At 29.8% G+C, this 19,967-nt stretch carries 22 protein-coding genes, 7 tRNA genes, 3 rRNA genes and 2 pseudogenes; 29 read left to right on the top strand and 5 right to left on the bottom strand.

What is annotated here, in order from left to right:
- Window positions 1–290: 290 nt before the first annotated feature.
- The 6 genes from SKUN_RS10790 (at window position 291) to SKUN_RS11390 (ending at window position 2,754) form a co-directional block, all read left to right on the top strand.
- On the top strand, window positions 291–452 hold the full coding sequence (locus SKUN_RS10790; RefSeq protein ID WP_235510975.1) for a hypothetical protein: 162 nt from the start codon (window positions 291–293) through the stop codon (window positions 450–452).
- Window positions 453–971: 519 nt separating this feature from the next.
- A complete protein-coding gene (locus SKUN_RS11395; protein WP_268794811.1) occupies window positions 972–1,103 on the top strand; it encodes a hypothetical protein in 132 nt (43 codons plus the stop codon).
- Window positions 1,096–1,389, top strand: a complete 294-nt coding sequence (locus SKUN_RS05495; RefSeq protein WP_053391179.1) for a hypothetical protein — start codon at window positions 1,096–1,098, stop codon at window positions 1,387–1,389. The genes SKUN_RS11395 and SKUN_RS05495 overlap by 8 nt, the downstream gene beginning before the upstream one ends.
- 410 nt (window positions 1,390–1,799) lie before the next feature.
- Window positions 1,800–2,186, top strand: coding sequence for a hypothetical protein (locus SKUN_RS09870; RefSeq protein WP_053391178.1), 387 nt, complete (start codon window positions 1,800–1,802; stop codon window positions 2,184–2,186).
- Between the two features lie 10 nt (window positions 2,187–2,196).
- Window positions 2,197–2,604: a hypothetical protein gene (locus tag SKUN_RS09865; RefSeq protein ID WP_200902982.1), complete on the top strand. Its 408-nt coding sequence runs from the start codon at window positions 2,197–2,199 to the stop codon at window positions 2,602–2,604.
- Between the two features lie 18 nt (window positions 2,605–2,622).
- Window positions 2,623–2,754, top strand: a complete 132-nt coding sequence (locus tag SKUN_RS11390; RefSeq protein ID WP_268794810.1) for a hypothetical protein — start codon at window positions 2,623–2,625, stop codon at window positions 2,752–2,754.
- Window positions 2,755–3,360: 606 nt separating this feature from the next.
- Here SKUN_RS11390 and SKUN_RS11385 read toward each other — a convergent pair.
- On the bottom strand, window positions 3,361–3,483 hold the full coding sequence (locus SKUN_RS11385) for a hypothetical protein (RefSeq protein WP_268794809.1): 123 nt from the start codon (window positions 3,481–3,483) through the stop codon (window positions 3,361–3,363).
- 37 nt (window positions 3,484–3,520) lie between these two features.
- Between SKUN_RS11385 and SKUN_RS05475 the strand changes: the two genes are divergently transcribed.
- Together SKUN_RS05475 and SKUN_RS05470 are read left to right on the top strand one after the other, a co-directional pair.
- Window positions 3,521–3,739, top strand: a complete 219-nt coding sequence (locus SKUN_RS05475; protein WP_053391176.1) for a hypothetical protein — start codon at window positions 3,521–3,523, stop codon at window positions 3,737–3,739.
- Between the two features lie 241 nt (window positions 3,740–3,980).
- The gene (locus tag SKUN_RS05470) at window positions 3,981–4,943 is read left to right on the top strand and encodes a GMP reductase (RefSeq protein ID WP_053391175.1); all 963 of its coding nucleotides are present in this window, start codon (window positions 3,981–3,983) and stop codon (window positions 4,941–4,943) included.
- Between the two features lie 28 nt (window positions 4,944–4,971).
- Here the strand turns inward: SKUN_RS05470 and rpsU are convergent, their stop codons facing one another.
- Window positions 4,972–5,136 (bottom strand): 30S ribosomal protein S21, encoded by a 165-nt coding sequence (rpsU, locus tag SKUN_RS05465; RefSeq protein WP_004028656.1) that lies wholly within the window; start codon window positions 5,134–5,136, stop codon window positions 4,972–4,974.
- Window positions 5,137–5,363: 227 nt separating this feature from the next.
- Here rpsU and SKUN_RS05460 point away from each other — a divergent pair, with 227 nt between their 5' ends.
- From SKUN_RS05460 to SKUN_RS05410, 13 genes and pseudogenes are all read left to right on the top strand, one after another.
- On the top strand, window positions 5,364–5,663 hold the full coding sequence (locus tag SKUN_RS05460) for a hypothetical protein (RefSeq protein WP_053391174.1): 300 nt from the start codon (window positions 5,364–5,366) through the stop codon (window positions 5,661–5,663).
- Window positions 5,664–5,731: 68 nt separating this feature from the next.
- Window positions 5,732–5,923, top strand: a complete 192-nt coding sequence (locus SKUN_RS05455) for a hypothetical protein (protein WP_053391173.1) — start codon at window positions 5,732–5,734, stop codon at window positions 5,921–5,923.
- A 224-nt stretch (window positions 5,924–6,147) separates the two neighbouring features.
- A complete protein-coding gene (locus tag SKUN_RS11380) occupies window positions 6,148–6,273 on the top strand; it encodes a hypothetical protein (RefSeq protein WP_268794808.1) in 126 nt (41 codons plus the stop codon).
- A gap of 926 nt (window positions 6,274–7,199) precedes the next feature.
- Window positions 7,200–8,141 carry a hypothetical protein gene (locus SKUN_RS05450; protein ID WP_053391172.1) on the top strand — a complete coding sequence of 314 codons (942 nt, stop codon included), beginning with the start codon at window positions 7,200–7,202 and terminating at the stop codon, window positions 8,139–8,141.
- A 286-nt stretch (window positions 8,142–8,427) separates the two neighbouring features.
- Window positions 8,428–8,697 (top strand): annotated as a pseudogene (locus SKUN_RS11905) (hypothetical protein); the annotation flags it as partial.
- Window positions 8,698–9,223: 526 nt separating this feature from the next.
- A tRNA-Val gene (locus tag SKUN_RS05445) sits at window positions 9,224–9,296 on the top strand.
- A gap of 15 nt (window positions 9,297–9,311) precedes the next feature.
- Window positions 9,312–9,387 (top strand) — tRNA-Thr (locus tag SKUN_RS05440).
- Window positions 9,388–9,393: 6 nt separating this feature from the next.
- Window positions 9,394–9,477, top strand: a tRNA-Tyr gene (locus SKUN_RS05435).
- A gap of 15 nt (window positions 9,478–9,492) precedes the next feature.
- Window positions 9,493–9,567, top strand: a tRNA-Gln gene (locus tag SKUN_RS05430).
- A 4-nt stretch (window positions 9,568–9,571) separates the two neighbouring features.
- Window positions 9,572–9,647 (top strand) — tRNA-Lys (locus SKUN_RS05425).
- 15 nt (window positions 9,648–9,662) lie between these two features.
- Window positions 9,663–9,749 (top strand) — tRNA-Leu (locus tag SKUN_RS05420).
- 100 nt (window positions 9,750–9,849) lie between these two features.
- Window positions 9,850–9,923, top strand: a tRNA-Gly gene (locus SKUN_RS05415).
- A gap of 78 nt (window positions 9,924–10,001) precedes the next feature.
- Window positions 10,002–10,580 carry a DxFTY motif-containing membrane protein gene (locus SKUN_RS05410; RefSeq protein ID WP_053391171.1) on the top strand — a complete coding sequence of 193 codons (579 nt, stop codon included), beginning with the start codon at window positions 10,002–10,004 and terminating at the stop codon, window positions 10,578–10,580.
- On the opposite strand, the gene SKUN_RS05405 is transcribed toward SKUN_RS05410, so the two are convergent.
- Entirely contained in the window at window positions 10,577–11,365 is a 789-nt protein-coding gene (locus tag SKUN_RS05405; protein WP_083436113.1) for a phosphotransferase, read from the bottom strand. The two genes, SKUN_RS05410 and SKUN_RS05405, sit on opposite strands and share 4 nt — an antisense overlap.
- Window positions 11,366–11,499: 134 nt before the next feature.
- On the opposite strand from SKUN_RS05405, the gene SKUN_RS10785 reads away from it, so the two are divergent.
- The 5 genes from SKUN_RS10785 (at window position 11,500) to rrf (ending at window position 17,898) form a co-directional block, all read left to right on the top strand.
- The gene (locus SKUN_RS10785; protein ID WP_235510974.1) at window positions 11,500–11,760 is read left to right on the top strand and encodes a non-canonical purine NTP pyrophosphatase; all 261 of its coding nucleotides are present in this window, start codon (window positions 11,500–11,502) and stop codon (window positions 11,758–11,760) included.
- A gap of 195 nt (window positions 11,761–11,955) precedes the next feature.
- Window positions 11,956–12,474: a tRNA (cytidine(34)-2'-O)-methyltransferase gene (locus SKUN_RS05395; RefSeq protein WP_053391170.1), complete on the top strand. Its 519-nt coding sequence runs from the start codon at window positions 11,956–11,958 to the stop codon at window positions 12,472–12,474.
- Between the two features lie 535 nt (window positions 12,475–13,009).
- Window positions 13,010–14,529, top strand: a 16S ribosomal RNA gene (locus SKUN_RS05390).
- 273 nt (window positions 14,530–14,802) lie between these two features.
- Window positions 14,803–17,719, top strand: a 23S ribosomal RNA gene (locus SKUN_RS05385).
- A gap of 72 nt (window positions 17,720–17,791) precedes the next feature.
- Window positions 17,792–17,898, top strand: a 5S ribosomal RNA gene (gene rrf / locus SKUN_RS05380).
- The 16S, 23S and 5S rRNA genes sit together here, the layout of an rRNA operon.
- A gap of 61 nt (window positions 17,899–17,959) precedes the next feature.
- On the opposite strand, the pseudogene SKUN_RS10780 reads toward rrf, so the two are convergent.
- Both SKUN_RS10780 and SKUN_RS05375 read right to left on the bottom strand, forming a co-directional pair.
- Window positions 17,960–18,112: pseudogene (locus tag SKUN_RS10780) on the bottom strand (IS30 family transposase); the annotation flags it as partial.
- A gap of 39 nt (window positions 18,113–18,151) precedes the next feature.
- Window positions 18,152–18,733 carry a UPF0236 family transposase-like protein gene (locus SKUN_RS05375; RefSeq protein WP_053391169.1) on the bottom strand — a complete coding sequence of 194 codons (582 nt, stop codon included), beginning with the start codon at window positions 18,731–18,733 and terminating at the stop codon, window positions 18,152–18,154.
- Between the two features lie 41 nt (window positions 18,734–18,774).
- Between SKUN_RS05375 and SKUN_RS05370 the strand changes: the two genes are divergently transcribed.
- The 3 genes from SKUN_RS05370 (at window position 18,775) to SKUN_RS05365 (ending at window position 19,966) form a co-directional block, all read left to right on the top strand.
- Window positions 18,775–19,347 carry a hypothetical protein gene (locus SKUN_RS05370; RefSeq protein WP_144416774.1) on the top strand — a complete coding sequence of 191 codons (573 nt, stop codon included), beginning with the start codon at window positions 18,775–18,777 and terminating at the stop codon, window positions 19,345–19,347.
- A 285-nt stretch (window positions 19,348–19,632) separates the two neighbouring features.
- Window positions 19,633–19,764 carry a hypothetical protein gene (locus SKUN_RS11375; protein WP_268794807.1) on the top strand — a complete coding sequence of 44 codons (132 nt, stop codon included), beginning with the start codon at window positions 19,633–19,635 and terminating at the stop codon, window positions 19,762–19,764.
- A gap of 13 nt (window positions 19,765–19,777) precedes the next feature.
- Window positions 19,778–19,966 (top strand): hypothetical protein, encoded by a 189-nt coding sequence (locus SKUN_RS05365; RefSeq protein WP_053390763.1) that lies wholly within the window; start codon window positions 19,778–19,780, stop codon window positions 19,964–19,966.
- Window position 19,967 lies beyond the last annotated feature (1 nt).

Here is a 19,967-nt window from a genome sequence, read left to right as displayed (position 1 = left end):
ATTTTCATATAATTAAGTCAAAAAATACCTAATAGTGTTATACAACAATACTGAAAACATGGTATTAATAAAAATATTAAAGTTCGTACTGATACAAATGAAGATGTTATTAAATATCTTGCTAAATATATTATAAAAACTGCAAATTATAATAAAAGAATAAAAGTCAAAATCATTATGATTTAAACATTAAAGCGTATCAATTTAGTAAAAATTGTAAGAACCCCAAAGTAAAAGTTGGTGTTATTGAATTATCAGAACAAGATTTAATTTATTCAGTTAAAGATAACTTGAATTATTTTGCTTTTGGTGATAAAAATGGTTATAAAATTGGTTTTAGTTGTGATAGTTATTATGGTTTAGATAAGTTTAGAGAATATAAAAAATATGTTTCTGCTGATAGAAAAATATTTAAAAATTCAGTTAATAAAAATACTAATTTAAGGTGTTAAAAATAAAAAAATGAGTAAAAACTCATAAAAAAATGTGGCAATTGCATTTGCGAACAATTACCACAAATTAATTAAAACAAAAAAACAAGATGGTGATGTATATTTTACAATATATTTATTTTTGTGTTTGAAATTTGACAATTTTAATTTTTATTGTATTATTAATTTAACTTAAACATTTTATTATTTTTGAAATTTCAAATCTTAAAAGGTTTCCTGATACGGAATTTAGATATAATTAATTTTTTTTATGTTTATCTATAAACTTATTCAAATAAAAAACACTAATTTTGTATTATTATTTTTAATTAATCATTTTTTATATTTAAGTTTTAAACTTTAAAGAAATATTTTAAGTAATTTAATTAAATTATTTAAAAGAAAGGAGATGTCTGTATGAAAAACAAACACAGATATTTAACACAATTAATAGATATTAAAGAAAATAGTCCTATTAAAAATGAAAAAACTGGTACAACGGAATTATGAAATGGTTAAAGTTTGTGCGTGATTTAAAAAATGATAAATTACCAAGTTATATTAAACAAAATTGAACGTAGTATTGTTAAAAAAGATATTACAATTAAAGAATTATGAGAGATGGGCATGGAACATTTATTAAAAAATTTGGGGGAGTTAGATAATGATTAATTTATTTGCTAATGATGTATGAAATGGTGCTATTAATACCATAGTTGATATTTTTATGAAGATTATGGATTGAATGTGAGCGTTAAAATTGCCGGGTACAAACATTCCTTTATTTGTAATTTGAGTAATTGGTGGCGTTATAAATGTTATTTTATTATTAGTTAATAGTTCTCGTGGTTTAAGTTCAGTTTCTTGTTCTTCTTTACAAGCAAGTAAACAAATATCTAATGGAATTAAAAATATAAGTAATAATTCTAAAAGTAACAATAAGGATAGTGATAAATAATGTTAAAATTAATATTTTTATTTGTTATTGGTTTGACTGTTGAGTTTGGTTTTATCGCTAATATTGTTGTGGCAATAGATTTATGTTTTTCTACTGTTAAACATTATTTGTAGTCTGCTAATGATTTTTATAAATTAGTAGCACAGTTATTTATTATTACTACACATCCTATTTTTCAGTTATATATGGAGTTTGGAATTATTATTATGGGTATTAGGGGGAATTATTTTTATTGTTTAGGGAGTTAAAACAATGCGAAAACTATTATTAGATATATTTATTATTTTTTATGTAGTGTTACAATCATAAATTATATTAGTAATGTTTGTAAAGTAAAAACAAGAAATAATGATAATTTTAGTGATTTAACTTATGCAAAAGTAAATGAATATGATTTTCAGTCTAGTTTAATGTTGCGACAAGATTATTTTATGCAAGGTTTAGATCCTAGTAATTATGATTTTAGTTTTGGAATTACAACTCCTTTTATTTCAAATGTAAGTGCTGATAAAAATGATGATAATTATTGATTTAATAAAATTAAAAATACTGCTTTAAATTATAGATTAAGTTGAAATTCAAAAGATATTTCTAAGGGTTCTTTGGGTAGATTAATTATTAATTATAAAACCCCAAATAAATTGCTAAATATTTTTATTTATAAAAACAATATAAAATATGAATTTACTTTTAATTGAGAAATTATAAAATATTTATTTATGCCAATTATTGCTAATCAGAGTTATAAACATTTTGATATTAATTATTTAGATTTAAATTTTAATTATAAATTTTAATTATAAAAAATTGATTAATATGGATATTCTTAAAAAATCTAACAGTAATTATTTTATTAATGATGTTAAACAAAATTTTTATTCATTGGCTAATTTATTTCAAGTTCTAGATTATTTTTATTCTAATGTTTTAAGAACTATATTTGATATTTTTAATTTTAGAGAATGTATTTATTTTACATCTGATAATAGTAATTTAGGTTTTGTGTTTTTTGTAAAAAATGGTTTTTTATTATATCCAAAATCAATGGTTTTTAATATTTTAATATTTTCTGATACAGATATTTATTATTTAAAACCACAAGTGCAGTTGTATAATGCTTATACGATAAATAGTAGTAATGATTATTTTTCTTATTATTCAAATTGAGATTATAAGACTGATATTTTACCTTTTAATAATGATAAATGAACTTAATCAATAAAATTATTAGATATGACAGATAAGTCAAAATATCAAGGTTTTAATTTAATTAGATTTAATACAACCATATTAACAGAAGATGGGTCTATTTGAATTAATGGTTTTAATTTTAGTCTTTATAATACTACTGATACTACTGATTAAAATGGTGAAATTAATGATGGAAAAATTTGACAATTACCATATAAAAAAGGTGCTTGATACCGCTTAGATATTAACATAGAAAAAGCGGCAATTTGGATTGTACATAATTTGCCTGGTATGAAAGAAATTTATAAATTTGTTAATGGAATAGTACATGTGTTTTGATATTACATTTAAGATTATGTTAAGTTCTATTTTGGTTTTAGTAATGGTTAACGGACTTTTACGCTATTTTTAGGACTAAATAATGTAATGTCATTGGTAAAAAAGTAAGGTGGTGCGTGGATAAACCACCACACGACTTTACTTAAAGGCGTAAAAGTCGCAGAACGAATTAGGGGCGAAGCCCCTTTCCTTGTTAAAAAAGATAAATTTATCTTTTTCTTAGAAATTTTATTTTAATAGATAAATATTTATTAGAATAAGGTATCACCAACCGAATATTTTACGCGGTCTTTACAACGCAATAAAAATAAAATATAAAAACAACACTGTATCATATAGTTTAGATAAATTTCATCTTACAAATATATTTAAAAAAACATATCCCTATCAAAGTAAAAATAAGGAAAATAGAGAAACATTTCATAAAGCAGTTGATTATTTTTATAATGTTAAATATGAAGAATTAATACAATGCTTAGAAAATAGTAAATCTTTTATAAGTGATGCTAAATTAGAATTTTTAAATAAAGCCATTACATTAATTAAAAATAATAAAGATGGCATTGAAAATCAAGCATTAGAATATAATATTGGTTGTCATATGGAGATTGATGTTTCACATTTTATTAAGGCTGTTAAAGGACGAGGGGCAAAAATATATTGTAAAGAAACATTTAATAATATGTTAATTTCTTCAATGTTAAGACTTAATAGCAAAATTAATGAAGTTAAAATTGAAAAAAATACTAAAATTAAAGAAAAAATTAAATTTAATATTTTTTATTTAAATCAAAGACAAAACCAATTTTTATCTTTATAAAAAACTTTTTAAAATTAGTAATAACTTTAAAAAGTACTTTTTAGTATGGGAAAAATCATAATTAAAAATTATATTTTTAAAAAAGGTTGAATTTTTTATAAACTTTGTTATCATTTATTCATAAGCGAAACATAATTTGTTTCTAATTACTTATTTTATATAAAAACCTAAGAATAATGAATACTATCGGTTTTTCCCCTTATTTTATGGTACATTTAATAAGTGAGGTGAAATTAAAAAAATGAAAGCATTTGATTATGAAGACATTCAATTAATTCCAGAATTATGTGTTATTAATTCTCGAAAAGAATGTGATACAACCGTTAAATTAGGAAAACATACTTTTAATTTACCTGTCGTACCTTCAAATATGGCAACGGTAGTGAATGAAGAATTATGTGAAAAATTAGCAGAAAAAAATTATTTTTACATTATGCATCGTTTTAACGTAGATCAAGTTAAGTTTATTAAACATGTTAAAAATAAAAACTTGGTTACATCAATTTCAGTTGGTGTTAAACCAGATGATTTTGCACTAATTGAAACATTAAAAAAAGAACAATTAGTACCTGACTATATCACAATAGATATTGCTCACGGTCATGCTTTTAGTGTAAAAAAAATGATTGAACATATTCGCAGCCATTTAGGTCATGAAACATTTATTATTGCAGGTAATGTTGGAACACCAAAAGCTGTTCGTGATTTAGAACAATGAGGTGCTGATGCAACAAAAGTTGGCATTGGACCCGGAAAAGTGTGTATTACTAAATTAAAGACTGGTTTTGGTAATGGTGGATGACAATTATCGGCTGTTAAATGATGTAGTAAAGGTAGTTCAAAACCAATTATTGCAGATGGTGGATTACGAGTTAACGGTGATATTGCGAAATCAATTCGAATGGGCGCAACAATATGCATGATTGGTAGCTTATTTGCTGCTCACCAAGAATCACCTGGAAAACAAGTTGAAAATAATGGTATTAAATATAAAGAATATTTTGGATCAGCAAGTGAATATAATAAAGGTGAAAAACGTTATGTTGAGGGTAAAAAAGAGTTAATTGAGATTCGTGGCAGCATTTTTGAAACATTACATGAAATGACAGAAGATTTACAATCATCAATTTCATATGCTGGTGGTAAAGATCTTTCGGCCATTAAAAAAGTTGATTATGTAATTTTAAAAGATAGTAATTTTTAAAAAAATCCCATTTAAAATAGGATTTTTTTTAACGAAAACTACGTGATTGTTCTTGTTTATAACGTCTTTTTTCTTTTTTGCTCATTCAGTGTTCACGTTTTCGGGCTTCTTTTCTTTTAACTGAAGAAACCTTGTTAAATCGTTTTAACGCTTTGTCTAGCGGTTCTCCTGCTTTGACAACAACAGTAGCCATAATATTTCAACTCCTAAAACTATATTAAAAATATATAAATTAACAATATCATATTATCACACTTTTTTAACAAAACAAACTTTTCTGATTTTATGTATGCATAAAATTAAAATATTTATTGGAATATAAATATTTTAATTAATTTCTTTAAATTTCCTACCATATCTTAATCTTAATGGCACATCAGACATTAAAAATGGTTTATGAAGAATTAAAAGAGACACAAAATGGAAATAATTAAAAAATTAGTAGATGAAAAATTTGATTATTTAATAACAGAAAGGAGAAAGTTTATGTGTGAAATTTTGAACTGTGAAGCAGGATGCCATGCTCGAACACAAAAATACAAACCCAGGTTTGATTTTCGTGCTGAATTTTCTAAAAAAGAAGATGGCAGTTTTTATGAACCGCATAAACAAAATAATAAAAGGAAAAATATTTCAAACTATCGAATACATAAAACATCAATTCAATTGTATAACAAATGTGGCAATGAAGTAATTAGTTATATTGGTATAATTCCGTAATTGAGTTATTGAACTAGATCTATAAAAGATAATGTAAAAAAGAGTCAAATAAAAAATATAAAGGCTATATGTTATTTCATGATCTAATTGATTTAGAATTATATGATTATGAAATTTGAGTAGCTTATGAAAATAACTTAATTAAAATTTTTGATAAATCAATTGAAGAAAAAAAACTTAAACGTTGAAATAATTTAAAAGCAAAAATTGTTAAAGAAAAAGAACAAGAAAAAAAACCAGGACATTGTCCTGAAAAGTAAGAAACAAGAAACCCCTATTAGTAACACCGATCCACCTGATGAAGTTGATTTAGAACAATTATTGAAAGATTTATCAGCGTTATAAAGGAGCGGTAATTTAATAAAGACTATGTCTAAAAAATTATTATATCATAGCAGATTTTTATTTTTGATAAACATAAAAATTATAAAAGAAATGACAAAATAAATTACAAAAAGAGTAACAAATGTAAATGAGGGGTAAAATGAATAAATTCGCTACTGATGACAAAAGAAATCAAACATCAATTGGCATTGATCAAACCGGAATAGGAACTACTGGTATATTTTTAAAAACTGTAAATTGTAAATACCAACCGATAAAAAGTTAACTATTAATTTAATTAACTTTTTTAAGTTAATTATAGGAGGTTGAAATTTGAAATTATGCAAACAAAGCAATATTTTATTTTGCAGTCTCTAGTGAAAAAGTATGGTAAAGATAATGTTATTAATACTGTTAATAAGATTGCAAAAAAATATTAAAATTAAAAAGTAAAGAATAAATTATTCCGCGTAATTTATTAGCAGATAATTTATTCAATAGTGTTTTTTAATGGAGCAAAGCAATAACGAGCGGAGCGAGTTTGCAAATTTCAATTTTTTAATTTATGAAAGGAGATGTATTATGCCAACTTGATTAACTACAATTAGACCTTGTTTGGGAAATTTTACATCAAGACAATATTTTAAAAAAATTTTTTCAAATTAAATTAATATTTGTGTATGATTAATAAAATCTATTTTTTTGTTATATTTAATTTTAAAATATTAAAAATATTATTTTTAATTTGTTATTTTTTATAATTATTGATTTTTATTTTTAATTTGTTATATTTTTATTAACTTTTTATCGTTTAGTTTTACAGTATACAAACATATAAAACCAAATGACCTATACGTAAACATAAACAATTGAAATCTGATAATCCAGTTGAAGCTGCATTAAAAATACAAATGCATTAAAAATACAAAGTGAAATTAAAAAATTTTAAGAAGTTGCACTTCGATTACAGTATGCCTTTCAAAAAGTTTAACTGTTACTAAAAATATTAATGGTGAAGATGTAGTTACAAAGTCATTTTTTAGATTTAATTTATTTGAAAATTAATAAAAAAGTGGTATACTTAATTTAAAGATAGAACTGGTATTAAATGTATATGGTTTCCACAAAAAGAATAAAAAAATATCTTTTAATCATATTAAAACCAGCATATAGTTAATTATGTAATTGTAGAAAGGAATAGTGATTATACAAATGATGAAAAGAAATTTTGGTTTTACTAGATTTTGAATTGTGTTATCAAGTATTGTGGGTATTGTGGGAATGGCAATAGCAGGAGGAGCTTACTTTTATTACTTAAGCCGATATAACAATGGGACTTTTCTTGGTGATATCAACGTTGCAAATACTTGATTAATGAATTCATATGCTGATTTAACAAGTGTTAAAATTGTACTTTTACTAGTAGTGATTTTTTCATTTTTCACAACAATAATTTGTAATATTGGATTGATTCGTTATGCAATTAGCAGTACTGATGCCGAATTATGTGTAAACAAATGAAGTTTATCGGTATTATCGTTATCAATTGGTGGTTTTTTTGTACCATTTGCATTAACATGATTACCAGATACTGATGTTAAAGCAACAAAAAATGTTCGCGTTGTTATTGTCCGTTATTTAGGGATTGCTTGATTAGTATCATCTCTTGCTAGTATTGTTGCAATTATGATTTTTTATAACAAGGCAACAGATAAAACTTGAGTTGGAGACTCAAAACAAAATTTTACCATTATGATGGGAGTTTTATCTGTTGTTAGTGTTTTAAGTTTAATTTTTGTCCCTTGATTTTATAGTAATAAAGTTGTTGCTAATATGATGGCTGAAACTTCTTATGGAAAATGATTACGTTTCGTTTCAACTGTTTATACTATTTTAGTAACAATAATGTTAGTGATCCAAATTATTACGGCGTTATTAAAATTAATTGAAGTATTTGGTCGTATATTCCAAAAAGGAGAAAATGGACTAGCAATTTTCGCTAATATTTTAAATTTTACTGCAACATTAATTGGAACAATCTTTATGATTTATCTAATTACAAAAGTAATTAAAGGATTATGACGTCGTGAAGATGGTTATATGATTAATATTCCACAATATAAAGCATCTGACCATATGCAACGTCCTTATTAATAAGATTTTTAAAATGGATTTTATAATAATATGCATCAAGCATATTCAAGCAGTAAGTCTTGTCTCTTGTTAATATGATAATAATATCATTTAAAATAAATGCAATTCTTTTTTGAAAAAATTAAATTAATTTATAAATATAGCTTAATTTAACCATATTTAATCATACTAAAAAGTATTTATTAAGTAATTTTAATAAATTTATTTAATATTCTGTAAAAATAATCATCGCCTTATATCTCTATTTATTCTTTCTACTAATGCTTTCTGATTAGGTTTATCAGCATCACAACAAAAACCATTAATTGAAAAAATTAACCGTGAATTTAGAAAATTATTTCCTTCTGGAACTGATTTTAATAATGTTAGTCAACAAAAAATAAATTAAGTAGTTAATGTTATAAATGATAAACTCCGACCGTGTTTAAATTGAATAAGTGCTAAAGAATTAGGTCAAAATGAGTCATTAATTAATATTCGTAGTAGATTAAAATCTATTTTAGATGTATTAAATACTAATGTAAAACTAAACGATAAAAAGTTAATAAAATTATAACAAATTAAAAATAAAAATCAATAATTACAAAAAATAACAAAATAAAAATATTATTTTTAATATTTATTTTCAAAATTATAAAATTAAACATAACAAAAAAAATATATTTTATTAATCATATACAAACATTAATTTAATTTGAAAAAATTTTTTTAAAATATTGTCTTGATGTAAAATTTCCCAAACAAGGTCTAATATTAGCCTTTGACTTATCACGACTATCACTTGTTAAAGTGTCTATTATTTCCAGTCTATTTACTGTTGGGTTATACCACCAAAATATCTATTAAATTGTTGGATTATTTTCAAATAAAAAAAATAACCATTTAACAAGAGTTGTTTTTTACTGCTTCATAGTACATGATGCAATATTATAAAATCCATTTTTATTAGTGATTTTAGATAATAGTGATTTTAGATAATATAATCTTTTTAAAAAAATAAAATTAATAATATTTTAATTGACAAAAATTATTGTTTTATATAAAATTAAAAAGGTTTCAACACAATAAGTATATTGTGTCATCGGGTGTTAGCTCAGTTGGTAGAGCGCCCGCTTTACAAGCAGGTGGTCAGCGGTTCAAGTTCGTTATACCCGACTATTAATGATTCCTGCTGGCTTAGCTCAATAGGTAGAGCAACTGACTTGTAATCAGTAGGTTGGGAGTTCGATTCTTCTAGCCAGCACCATTCTTTGGAGGGGTAGTGAAGTGGCCAAACACATCTGACTGTAACTCAGCTCCTTCGGGTTCGGGGGTTCGAATCCCTCCCCCTCCACCATCTTTATGTATATTTTGGGCTATAGCCAAGCGGTAAGGCAAAGGACTTTGACTCCTTCATGCGCTGGTTCAAATCCAGCTAGCCCAGCCATTGTCTCCTGTTAGCTCAGTTGGTAGAGCAACTGGCTTTTAACCAGTGGGTCAAAGGTTCAAGTCCTTTACAGGAGACCATTTATAAAAATATGTGCCCGAGTGGCGGAATAGGTAGACGCAACGGACTTAAAATCCGTCGGTTTTACAACTGTACCGGTTCAAGTCCGGTCTCGGGTACCATTTATTTTATTTTAAAAAAAATTGACATTATGTTAATACAGTGATATATATTACAGTGGTATATATTACTGTAGTTTAGAATAAAATTTAAAATTAAAATGCAGGTGTAGTTTAATGGTAGAACTTCAGCCTTCCAAGCTGACTGTGAGGGTTCGATTCCCTTCACCTGCTCCATGATATTAATTGTTAGTTTAACAATTTTTTTATGTTAAAATAAAAAGATAAGAGGCAAAAGAGGAGTTAGTGATTGTTATGAAAATCATTAAAAATGATAATAAAAAAAAGTCTACTAGTAATTTAGAACATTTACCACCAGAAATGCAACATGATTTAGAATTTCATGCTTCACGCACAGCTTTTTGAAAAAGTCTTCTATTTTTAATCATTGAAGCTGTAGGACCATTTTTATTATTGTTTTTTTTAACTTCGCCTGACTTAAGTTTTGTCTACCATTATGATGTTGGCATTGGAATTGGTTTTGGTTTAACAATGGTTTTTAGTGTTTTTTTATTAACTTGTTTAGGGTTTTATTTTTATTTTCATCAAGCTGACCAGTTTACCTATACTATTGCATTATCTTGAATGTTATATGGAATTTATTTAACTGGATATTGATGAGGATGAGATAAGATTTTATATCGTTGCTTAGTATCATTTCTTTTTCTCTTAATTGCTATTTTTATTGGTACATTTATGACCGTATGAATGCGTAATCTTCGTGGATATTTTCAAATAAAAAAAAGTAAGAAACAATCAGAGTCATTAGTTATTAATAAAAAAGAAAACAATAATTTACCAGTTGCTTCATCGGTAACAAAGAAAGAACCTTAATTATTTTTTTGTAAATTAGTTAATTTTAAATCAATAATTGTTAAGAAAATTTTTTGTTTTGTCTGTTCATACATGTAATTAGCTCAGTAAATTCATAGAATGTTTTGGTAATACATTCATGCTAGTACTTTTTCTTGTTGTTGTGATGTTAAATTAAAAAGATTAAATCAATAAGCTCGTTCAGCTTTTGTTGTTAATGTTTCAGAAGCAAATGAAGCAATATCAAAAAATTTATCATTTAGCATAGCATATTCAAAATCAATTAAATAAAGCTTTTGGTTTAAAAAAACTAAATTACCATTATTTAAGTCATTATGGCATAAAACAAGTTCTGTTGGTTGCAATTTTAAATAATCAAGTTTCTCTTCATATGGAGCTAAATTTACCAATTGTTTACAAATTGCTGTTTTTAATGTTATTAAAAATTGCTTAGGATTAAATGTTTTAATTTGATTATTTGGATTAATTTTATTTTCTCATAATTGTTTAATTATTGTAGCAACTTGGTTTAATACTTGGTTTGTAAGTTTAACCGTACTAAGTGATTGTAAAGTTGGGTAGTATGGTGTAACCAAAAAGAAATGATCACCATCATAGCCATAATCTACAATTGGTAATGTTAAATCGGCATTTTTAATTTGTTCTAAAACAAAAATTTCATTTTGATGATCAATGAATAAATTAGTAAAAGGATTACTATAACGTATAAAAAGATTATCAATACTTTGATAATTTTTGTTAGTAATACCTAAATTTAATTTTGCTTTAATTTGGTATTTCATCATATTTCTGACTTCCATTCTGTCTGATTATTAATTTTATTATACAATATATATAGTTAAGAAAAGCGGCGAAATAAAAAATGAATGAAATTTAAATTGTTACTAGTAATAATAACAAAGTACGTGAATTTAAAGAAATGTTTGAAGGTATTAATATAATTGTTAAATCATTGTTAGATTTAATAGTTTATTTAAGCAAAATGTTAAATAAGCCATTATTAGCGGATGATTCTGGATTAGAAATTATTGGTTTAGGAAATTTTCCTGGTGTTAATATTCGCTTTTGAGCAGAACCAATTATGGATATTATGGATATTATCAATAATTTATTAATTGAAAAATGTCGTTCACTAGAAGAACGTGATGCACAAGCAGTTTGTGTTTTTATGTTATCTTAATCCAAGAACAAACGAAACAAGGTATTTTCGAGTAATAACAAAAGGTCTTATTACTGAAAAACAATTGGTAATAATGTTTTTGGTTATGATGCTTTTTTTCTTACCAGAAATTGGTCAAACTTATGCTAAATTAACTGTAGAAGAGAAAATCAAAGGCTTTTCAAATGTTTAAAAAATGATGACTAGGAGGAAAAGATGAAGACAACAAAAAAAATTAACATTATTTTATTTGAACCAGAAATTGCACAAAATGTTGGAGCCATTATGCGAACTTGTGTTGCAATTAATGCTAAGTTACATTTAATTGAACCATTTGGATTTATTTTTGATGAACGATTTATTGCTCGCAGTAGTGCAAATTATGTTGAGTTTGCTGATTATGAAATATATAATGATTGAAATCATTTTTCACAATTAAATCCAAATCTTAAATTATATTGTGCAACTCGTTATGCACAAAAACCACATAGTGCAATTGATTTTACAAAGGAAGAAAAAGTTTTTATTTTATTTGGGCGTGAATCAACTGGTACTCCAACAACAATTTTGAAAGAACATTTATCACGAACTTTTCGTATTCCAATGTCAGAAAAAGTCCGTAGTTTAAATGTTGCTAATACAGTTGGGATTGTTGGTTATGAAATTATGCGGCAATGAGATTATCCTTGTTTATCAAAAGTTGAAATTCAAAAAGGGGCTGATTTTTTAAAATAAAAATAACAATGCTTTTTGTGAATTTTTATAACGATATAATTGCTGACCGTGTTACATATTTAAGCAGTTTTAACTAACATTACCTAATATATTATTAACTTAATACCAATTAGCCATTTCTTTTGAAGTGGCTTTTTATAAAAATAAATTAAAATTTAATAGCAAGGAAAACAATAATTTCAAGAAAAAGAGGTTAAAAAAAGGTTTTTTTAAGTAATTATTTTTTTATAAAAAAAATTAATATTTTTGCTAAAAACACTTGCAAAAAAATGAGGATTTTATATACTTATAAAGGTGTCAGTTAGTAGTAATTTATTACTTAATTGTAAATAAAATACTTACTTACATTATAAAAAACAATACTAAAAATATGAAAAAAAAGTCAAAAGTTATTGACAATAAACGCATAATTTTGTATAATTTAAAACATGTTTTGCTGACACAAGAACGATCTTTGAAAACTAAACATAACAACAAAAGATAATCATTTAATCAATGAATATTCGTCATTAAAGCTAGGAACAAAAACGATATTTTTAATGAGAGTTTGATCCTGGCTCAGGATGAACGCTGGCGGCATGCCTAATACATGCAAGTCGAACGGGGTGCTTGCACCCAGTGGCGAACGGGTGAGTAACACGTATCTAATCTACCCATTAGCGGGGGATAACAGTTGGAAACGACTGCTAATACCGCATATGACATTTTCTGGAATCAGAGAATGTTAAAAGGTCCGTTTGGATCACTAATGGATGAGGATGCGGCGTATTAGTTAGTTGGTAGGGTAATGGCCTACCAAGACAATGATACGTAGCCGAACTGAGAGGTTGATCGGCCACATCGGGACTGAGACACAGCCCGAACTCCTACGGGAGGCAGCAGTAGGGAATTTTTCACAATGGGCGAAAGCCTGATGGAGCAATGCCGCGTGACTGAAGACGGTCTTCGGATTGTAAAGGTCTGTTGTAAGGGAAGAACACTAAGTATAGGAAATGATACTTATTTGACGGTACCTTACCAGAAAGCCACGGCTAACTATGTGCCAGCAGCCGCGGTAATACATAGGTGGCAAGCGTTATCCGGATTTATTGGGCGTAAAGCGTGCTCAGACGGTTTAACAAGTTTGGGGTCAAATCCTGGAGCTTAACTCCAGTTCGCCTTAAAAACTGTTAAGCTAGAGTATAGGAGAAGTCGATGGAATTCCATGTGTAGCGGTGAAATGCGTAGATATATGGAGGAACACCAGTGGCGAAGGCGGTCGACTGGCCTATCACTGACGTTTAGGCACGAAAGCATAGGGAGCAAATAGGATTAGATACCCTAGTAGTCTATGCCGTAAACGATGAGTACTAAGTGTCGGACTAAGTTCGGTGCTGCAGCTAACGCATTAAGTACTCCGCCTGAGTAGTATGCTCGCAAGAGTGAAACTCAAAGGAATTGACGGGGACCCGCACAAGCGGTGGAGCATGTGGTTTAATTCGAAGCAACGCGAAGAACCTTACCAAGGCTTGACATCCAGTGCAAAGCTGTAGAAATACAGTGGAGGTTAACATTGAGACAGGTGGTGCATGGTTGTCGTCAGCTCGTGCCGTGAGGTGTTTGGTTAAGTCCAGTAACGAGCGCAACCCTTACCGTTAGTTACTCCATTAAGTTGAGATACTCTAACGGGACTGCTAGTGTAAGCTAGAGGAAGGTGGGGATGACGTCAAATCAGCATGCCCCTTATGTCTTGGGCTACACACGTGCTACAATGGTCGGTACAAACAGTTGCGATCTCGTAAGAGGGAGCTAATCTGAAAAAGCCGATCTCAGTTCGGATTGAGGGCTGCAACTCGCCCTCATGAAGCCGGAATCGCTAGTAATCGCGAATCAGCAATGTCGCGGTGAATACGTTCTCGGGTCTTGTACACACCGCCCGTCACACCATGAGAGTTGATAATACCAGAAGTCGGTATTCTAACCGCAAGGAGGAAGCCGCCCAAGGTAGGATTGATGATTAGGGTGAAGTCGTAACAAGGTATCCGTACGAGAACGTGCGGATGGATCACCTCCTTTCTATGGAGTTAATACTTTATAGTAATTAACTAGTTTTAATGACCGTTATGTTTAGTTTTCAGAGATTAGTTTCTCTGACAATAACAAGTAAATGTTATTGGAATTGTTCTTTGAAAACTAGATAATAGACATCTAGTTATTTTAATCACTTGATTAAAATAACAATAATTCAAAATTTCTGTTATTTTTAAAAAATAACTAAAATTTCACAGTTATATTTGTAAAAGATTCTCAAAAAACTGATTTAAAATCAGGTCAAATAATTTATAAAACTTTGAAGTTACAAAGGGCGTATGGTGAATGCCTTGGGAATAGGAGACGATAAAGGACGTGACTACCTGCGATAAGGTTCGGGGAGCTGGAAGTAAGCTTTGATCCGGACATGTCCGAATGGGGAAACCCGGTGAGATTAATCTCTCATCATCCTATAATGAATAAATAGTTATAGTGAAGGTATACCTAGGGAATTGAAACATCTTAGTACCTAGAGGAAAAGAAAGCGAAAGCGATTCTCTTAGTAGCGGCGAGCGAACAGGGAATAGCCCAAACCAGATTTATCTGGGGTTGTAGGACCATAATAGTAGAGTTACAAAACTTGTTTATAGTAGAAATAGTTGGGAAACCATGCCACAGAGGGTGATAGCCCCGTATATGAAATAGACAAGACTCGAAATGGTATCCTGAGTACGGCGAGACACGTGAAATCTTGTCGGAATCAACGCGGACCACCGCGTAAGGCTAAATACTACCTATTCACCGATAGTGAACCAGTACCGTGAGGGAAAGGTGAAAAGCACCCCGGGAGGGGAGTGAAAGAGTACCTGAAACCATATGCCTACAAGAAGTCGGAGCCCGTTAATGGGTGACGGCGTGCCTTTTGTAGAATGAGCCGGCGAGTTATGATAGCATGCAAGGTTAAGTAGAAAATACGGAGCCGTAGTGAAAGCGAGCCTTAATAGGGCGTTTAGTATGTTGTCATAGACCCGAAACCAGGTGATCTAGCCATGAGCAGGTTGAAGTTGAGGTAAAACTTAATGGAGGACCGAACCGACGTTCGTTGAAAAGACCGCGGATGACTTGTGGCTAGGGGTGAAATTCCAATCGAACCTGGAGATAGCTGGTTCTCCCCGATATAGCTTTAGGGCTAGCGTCGAGGTTAGCAAGTTGGAGGTAGAGCACTAAATGTATGATGGCCCCACCTAGGGGTACTGAATGCAATTAAACTCCGAATGCCAATTTTGTATACTCGGCAGTCAGTACATGGGTGATAAGGTCCATGCACGTAAGGGAAACAGCCCAGATCATCAGCTAAGGTCCCAAAATTTATGCTAAGTGTGTAAGGATGTGAAGTCGCTTAGACAGCTAGGAGGTTGGCTTAGAAGCAGCCACCCTTTAAAGAGTGCGTAACAGCTCACTAGTCGAGTAACTTTGCGCCGAAAATGTACCGGGGCTAAGCATAATACCGAAGCTATGGGTTTTGTATTTATATACAATATACAGGGCGGTAGGGGAGCGTTCTAACAGGTATGAAGGTAGACCGTGAGGACTGCTGGACTGGTTAGAAGTGAGAATGCCGGCATGAGTAACGTTTGAGGGTGAGAATCCCTCATGCCGTTTGACCAAGGTTTCCTGGGCAAGGTTCGTCCACCCAGGGTTAGTCAGGACCTAAGGCGAGGCCGAAAGGCGTAGTCGATGGACAACAGGTTGATATTCCTGTACCACCTATAGAGCGATGGAGTGACGGAGAAGGATAGTATATCCCGGTTATTGGATTCCGGGTTAAGCACAAAGAGGGTAAGGTTGGCAAATCCGCCTTACATAACCTTGAAGTGTGATGAGGAGCGAACGGTTCGCCTAGTAGCGAAGTATATGACTCCATGCTTCCAAGAAAAGCTTCTAGTACTATTTATATGGTGCCTGTACCTAGAACGAACACACGTGGTCAAGGAGAGAATCCTAAGGCAAGCGAGATAACTGTAGCTAAGGAACTCTGCAAAATAACCCCGTAAGTTAGCGAGAAGGGGTGCTCATATTACTATGAGCCGCAGTGAAGAGGAAGGGGCAACTGTTTAGCAAAAACACAGCTCTCTGCAAAGTCGTAAGACGACGTATAGGGGGTGACGCCTGCCCAGTGCTGGAAGGTTAAGGGGATTAGTTAGCATTAGCGAAGCTTTGAACCGAAGCCCCAGTGAACGGCGGCCGTAACTATAACGGTCCTAAGGTAGCGAAATTCCTTGTCAGGTAAGTTCTGACCCGCACGAAAGGCGTAATGATCCCTTCGCTGTCTCGGCTGCAGACTCGGTGAAATTTTAGTACCTGTGAAGATGCAGGTTACCCGCAACTAGACGGAAAGACCCCATGGAGCTTTACTATAGCTTGATATTGGGTTTTGATATAGCATGTATAGGATAGGTGGGAGACTTTGAAGCAGCAACGCTAGTTGTTGTCGAGTCACCCTTGGAATACCACCCTTGTTATGTCAGAATCCTAACCTAGATCTGTAAGCCAGATCAGAGACAGTGTCAGGTGGGTAGTTTGACTGGGGCGGTCGCCTCCTAAAATGTAACGGAGGCGCCCAAAGGTACCCTCAGTATGGTCGGAAATCATACATAGAGCGCAAAGGTAGAAGGGTGCTTGACTGTGAGACTTACAAGTCGAACAGGAGCGAAAGCTGGGCTTAGTGATCCGGCGGTCCTGTGTGGAAGGGCCGTCGCTCAACGGATAAAAGTTACCCTGGGGATAACAGGCTGATCTCCCCCAAGAGTTCACATCGACGGGGAGGTTTGGCACCTCGATGTCGGCTCATCGCATCCTGGAGCTGAAGTTGGTTCCAAGGGTTGGGCTGTTCGCCCATTAAAGCGGTACGCGAGCTGGGTTCAGAACGTCGTGAGACAGTTTGGTCCCTATCTGTTGTGGGCGTAGGAAATTTGAAGAGATCTGTCCCTAGTACGAGAGGACCGGGATGGACACACCTCTGGTGCTCCAGTTGTCACGCCAGTGGCACAGCTGGTTAGCTATGTGTGGAAATGATAATCGCTGAAGGCATCTAAGCGAGAAGCATACTTTAAGATGAGATTTCCCATCCTTTATGGAGTAAGACCCCTTGAAGACGACAAGGTTGATAGGTTGGATGTGTAAGCACGGCGACGTGTTCAGCTAACCAATACTAATAGGTCGAGGACTTCAAAAAAGCGAGAGCTTATTTACAAATTTTAGACAGTTTATTATCTAGTTTTGAGCGGATAATTTCCCTCAGATATAATCTGGTGCTTATGGCATAGTGGACACACCCGTTCCCATCCCGAACACGGAAGTTAAGCACTATTACGCCGATGATAGCCGCAAGGTGAAAATAGGTCAGTGCCAGGTTAAAAAAAGGTCAAAACCTTTTTTAAAAATATTTTTACTTTCTTAGTATTTTAAAAGAGAAGATTGATGATTTTTTACCAACAACAGTATCCATTTCAAATCATCCAACATTAGAAAATTTATTTTCAATGTTTCAAATTGACTTAAAATTAGTTAATTGACCACTATTATCAGATTTTCCTTTTGTTTTATATTTTTTACCACCATACTTAATTTAAATTTGTTTGATTTACAAGCAAAATTAAAGAGTTTTTTAAGTAAAAATTATAAAAATAAATATTATAAAATAATAAAGCAAAAAATATTCTCATATATTAATTAATTTAAAAATTTTATCAATAAAATTATTAAAACTAGATTTTTCATTTTTAGAAGTTTTATCCATCATTTGAAAAACACCTTTTTTATTTTTAATTACTTTTCTTGTTTTAGTTGATTTTTCTTCATCAATACCAATATTCATAGTTGAAAAAAATATTTTCTTTTCAACTCTTTTTTTATTTTCTCGCATAGGAACAAAAGCTCCGTCAATTTGAATATATAAAACATTATTTGTAATTTTAATTTTATTGTTATTTTTATTGCTAATATAGTTAATTTTTTCTAAATTGGCATTCTTAAAAATATTAGATATTGTTTTTTCACTAATTTTAGCATTTTCTATTGTATGCAAAATATCTTTATATCTTTTTCCATCACCTAAAAATGAAGTAATTTTATTTATTAAATTTTGTTCATTTCTTTGGTATTTTTTTAAACCCAATTCCTCATCTAAAGGATAGCGATTTATATTTTTTTTCTTATCATCATATTTGACATATAATCTTCTTTTCAAAGGAATATCTCCATATTCTGTTTTAATTGTTTTTGGTAATTTTGATACTACCTAGAATAACAAAAGTTTTAAAATTAGCAAAAGAAACTAAATTACTTGAAAAATTAGGAATAATAACTGCTAAAAATTTAGAAGATGTTGTTAAACAAGTAACAGGTAAAAAGATTTTATTTAATAAATTAATATTTGATTTTACTAAACAAGCAAATAATGAGACTTTATTATACACAATTGGTAAATTAGCACGTAATGATTTTTCTAAGGGTTTTAAAATTTCTAATTTAGAAAAAATTAACAATCTATTAAAAATTGAAAAAAACTTACAAAAAATAAGCCCAAAGTTGGTACAAAAAGCACCACGATTAAATAAAAAATATAAAGGATATGTTGATAAATGGTTGTTTGAATATGGTTTAAATTTTGAACAAATAACAAAAATTAGTACCGATGAATGATATAAAATTATGACTGATTTGCATAAAAAAGGCATTGCTAAAAAATTATTATTAAATGTTAATTTAATGCGAGCAAATAGAATAGGCATCCTGTACGATGAAGCGGCAAAAAACAACTCTTTAACAAGAGTTGTTTTTTTATTTAAAAACAACCATTAAAAGGAGATGAAAAAAATATGTCTAAAAATACTTTTATTAAATGTAGTAAATGTGGAACACAAAGCAGTTTCATACAGTGGTGCATTCATAACTATTAATTGCAAGAAGAAAAATAAAATCGTGTGCGTAGAGGTTAAATAACTTTTAAGAACTGGGTAAGGATTTCTTAATTAATCTACTAGTGGGGACTTGATGAGGAGGTACTTAATACTACAAGTAACTACAAAATGTAGAACATTGTAGTACTTTGTAGTTAATTGTAAAAAGGAGAATTTAAAAATAACTATGAAAAAGAAAATATGTTTTAAAAAAAGATATTGAGGTTATTGCTTTAAATGTAATAAACAAAATAAATATATTCTTACACACGATGAAATTACTGATGAACATTGAGCATTAAATACTAGAAAGAATTAGGAGGAATTAAATTATGGAAAAAAGATACATATTAATATCAAAAATTTCATTTGATATAGATGACATTGGAAGTGTAAATACAGAAAAATTCTATACATTAGCAGAAGCAAAGGTTGCTGCTAAGCGTGATAATAAAGGCGGATGATTAACAACCATTATTGATTTAGAAAATAAAAATATTGAATGGCAAGGAGATAAATAAT

Source organism: Spiroplasma kunkelii CR2-3x, assembly GCF_001274875.1.
In the GTDB taxonomy this organism is placed as follows: Bacteria; Bacillota_I; Bacilli_A; order Mycoplasmatales; family Mycoplasmataceae; genus Spiroplasma; species Spiroplasma kunkelii.
The sequence above is the reverse complement of the archived record's forward strand: the minus strand, read 5'-3'. Positions and strand labels throughout refer to the sequence as shown.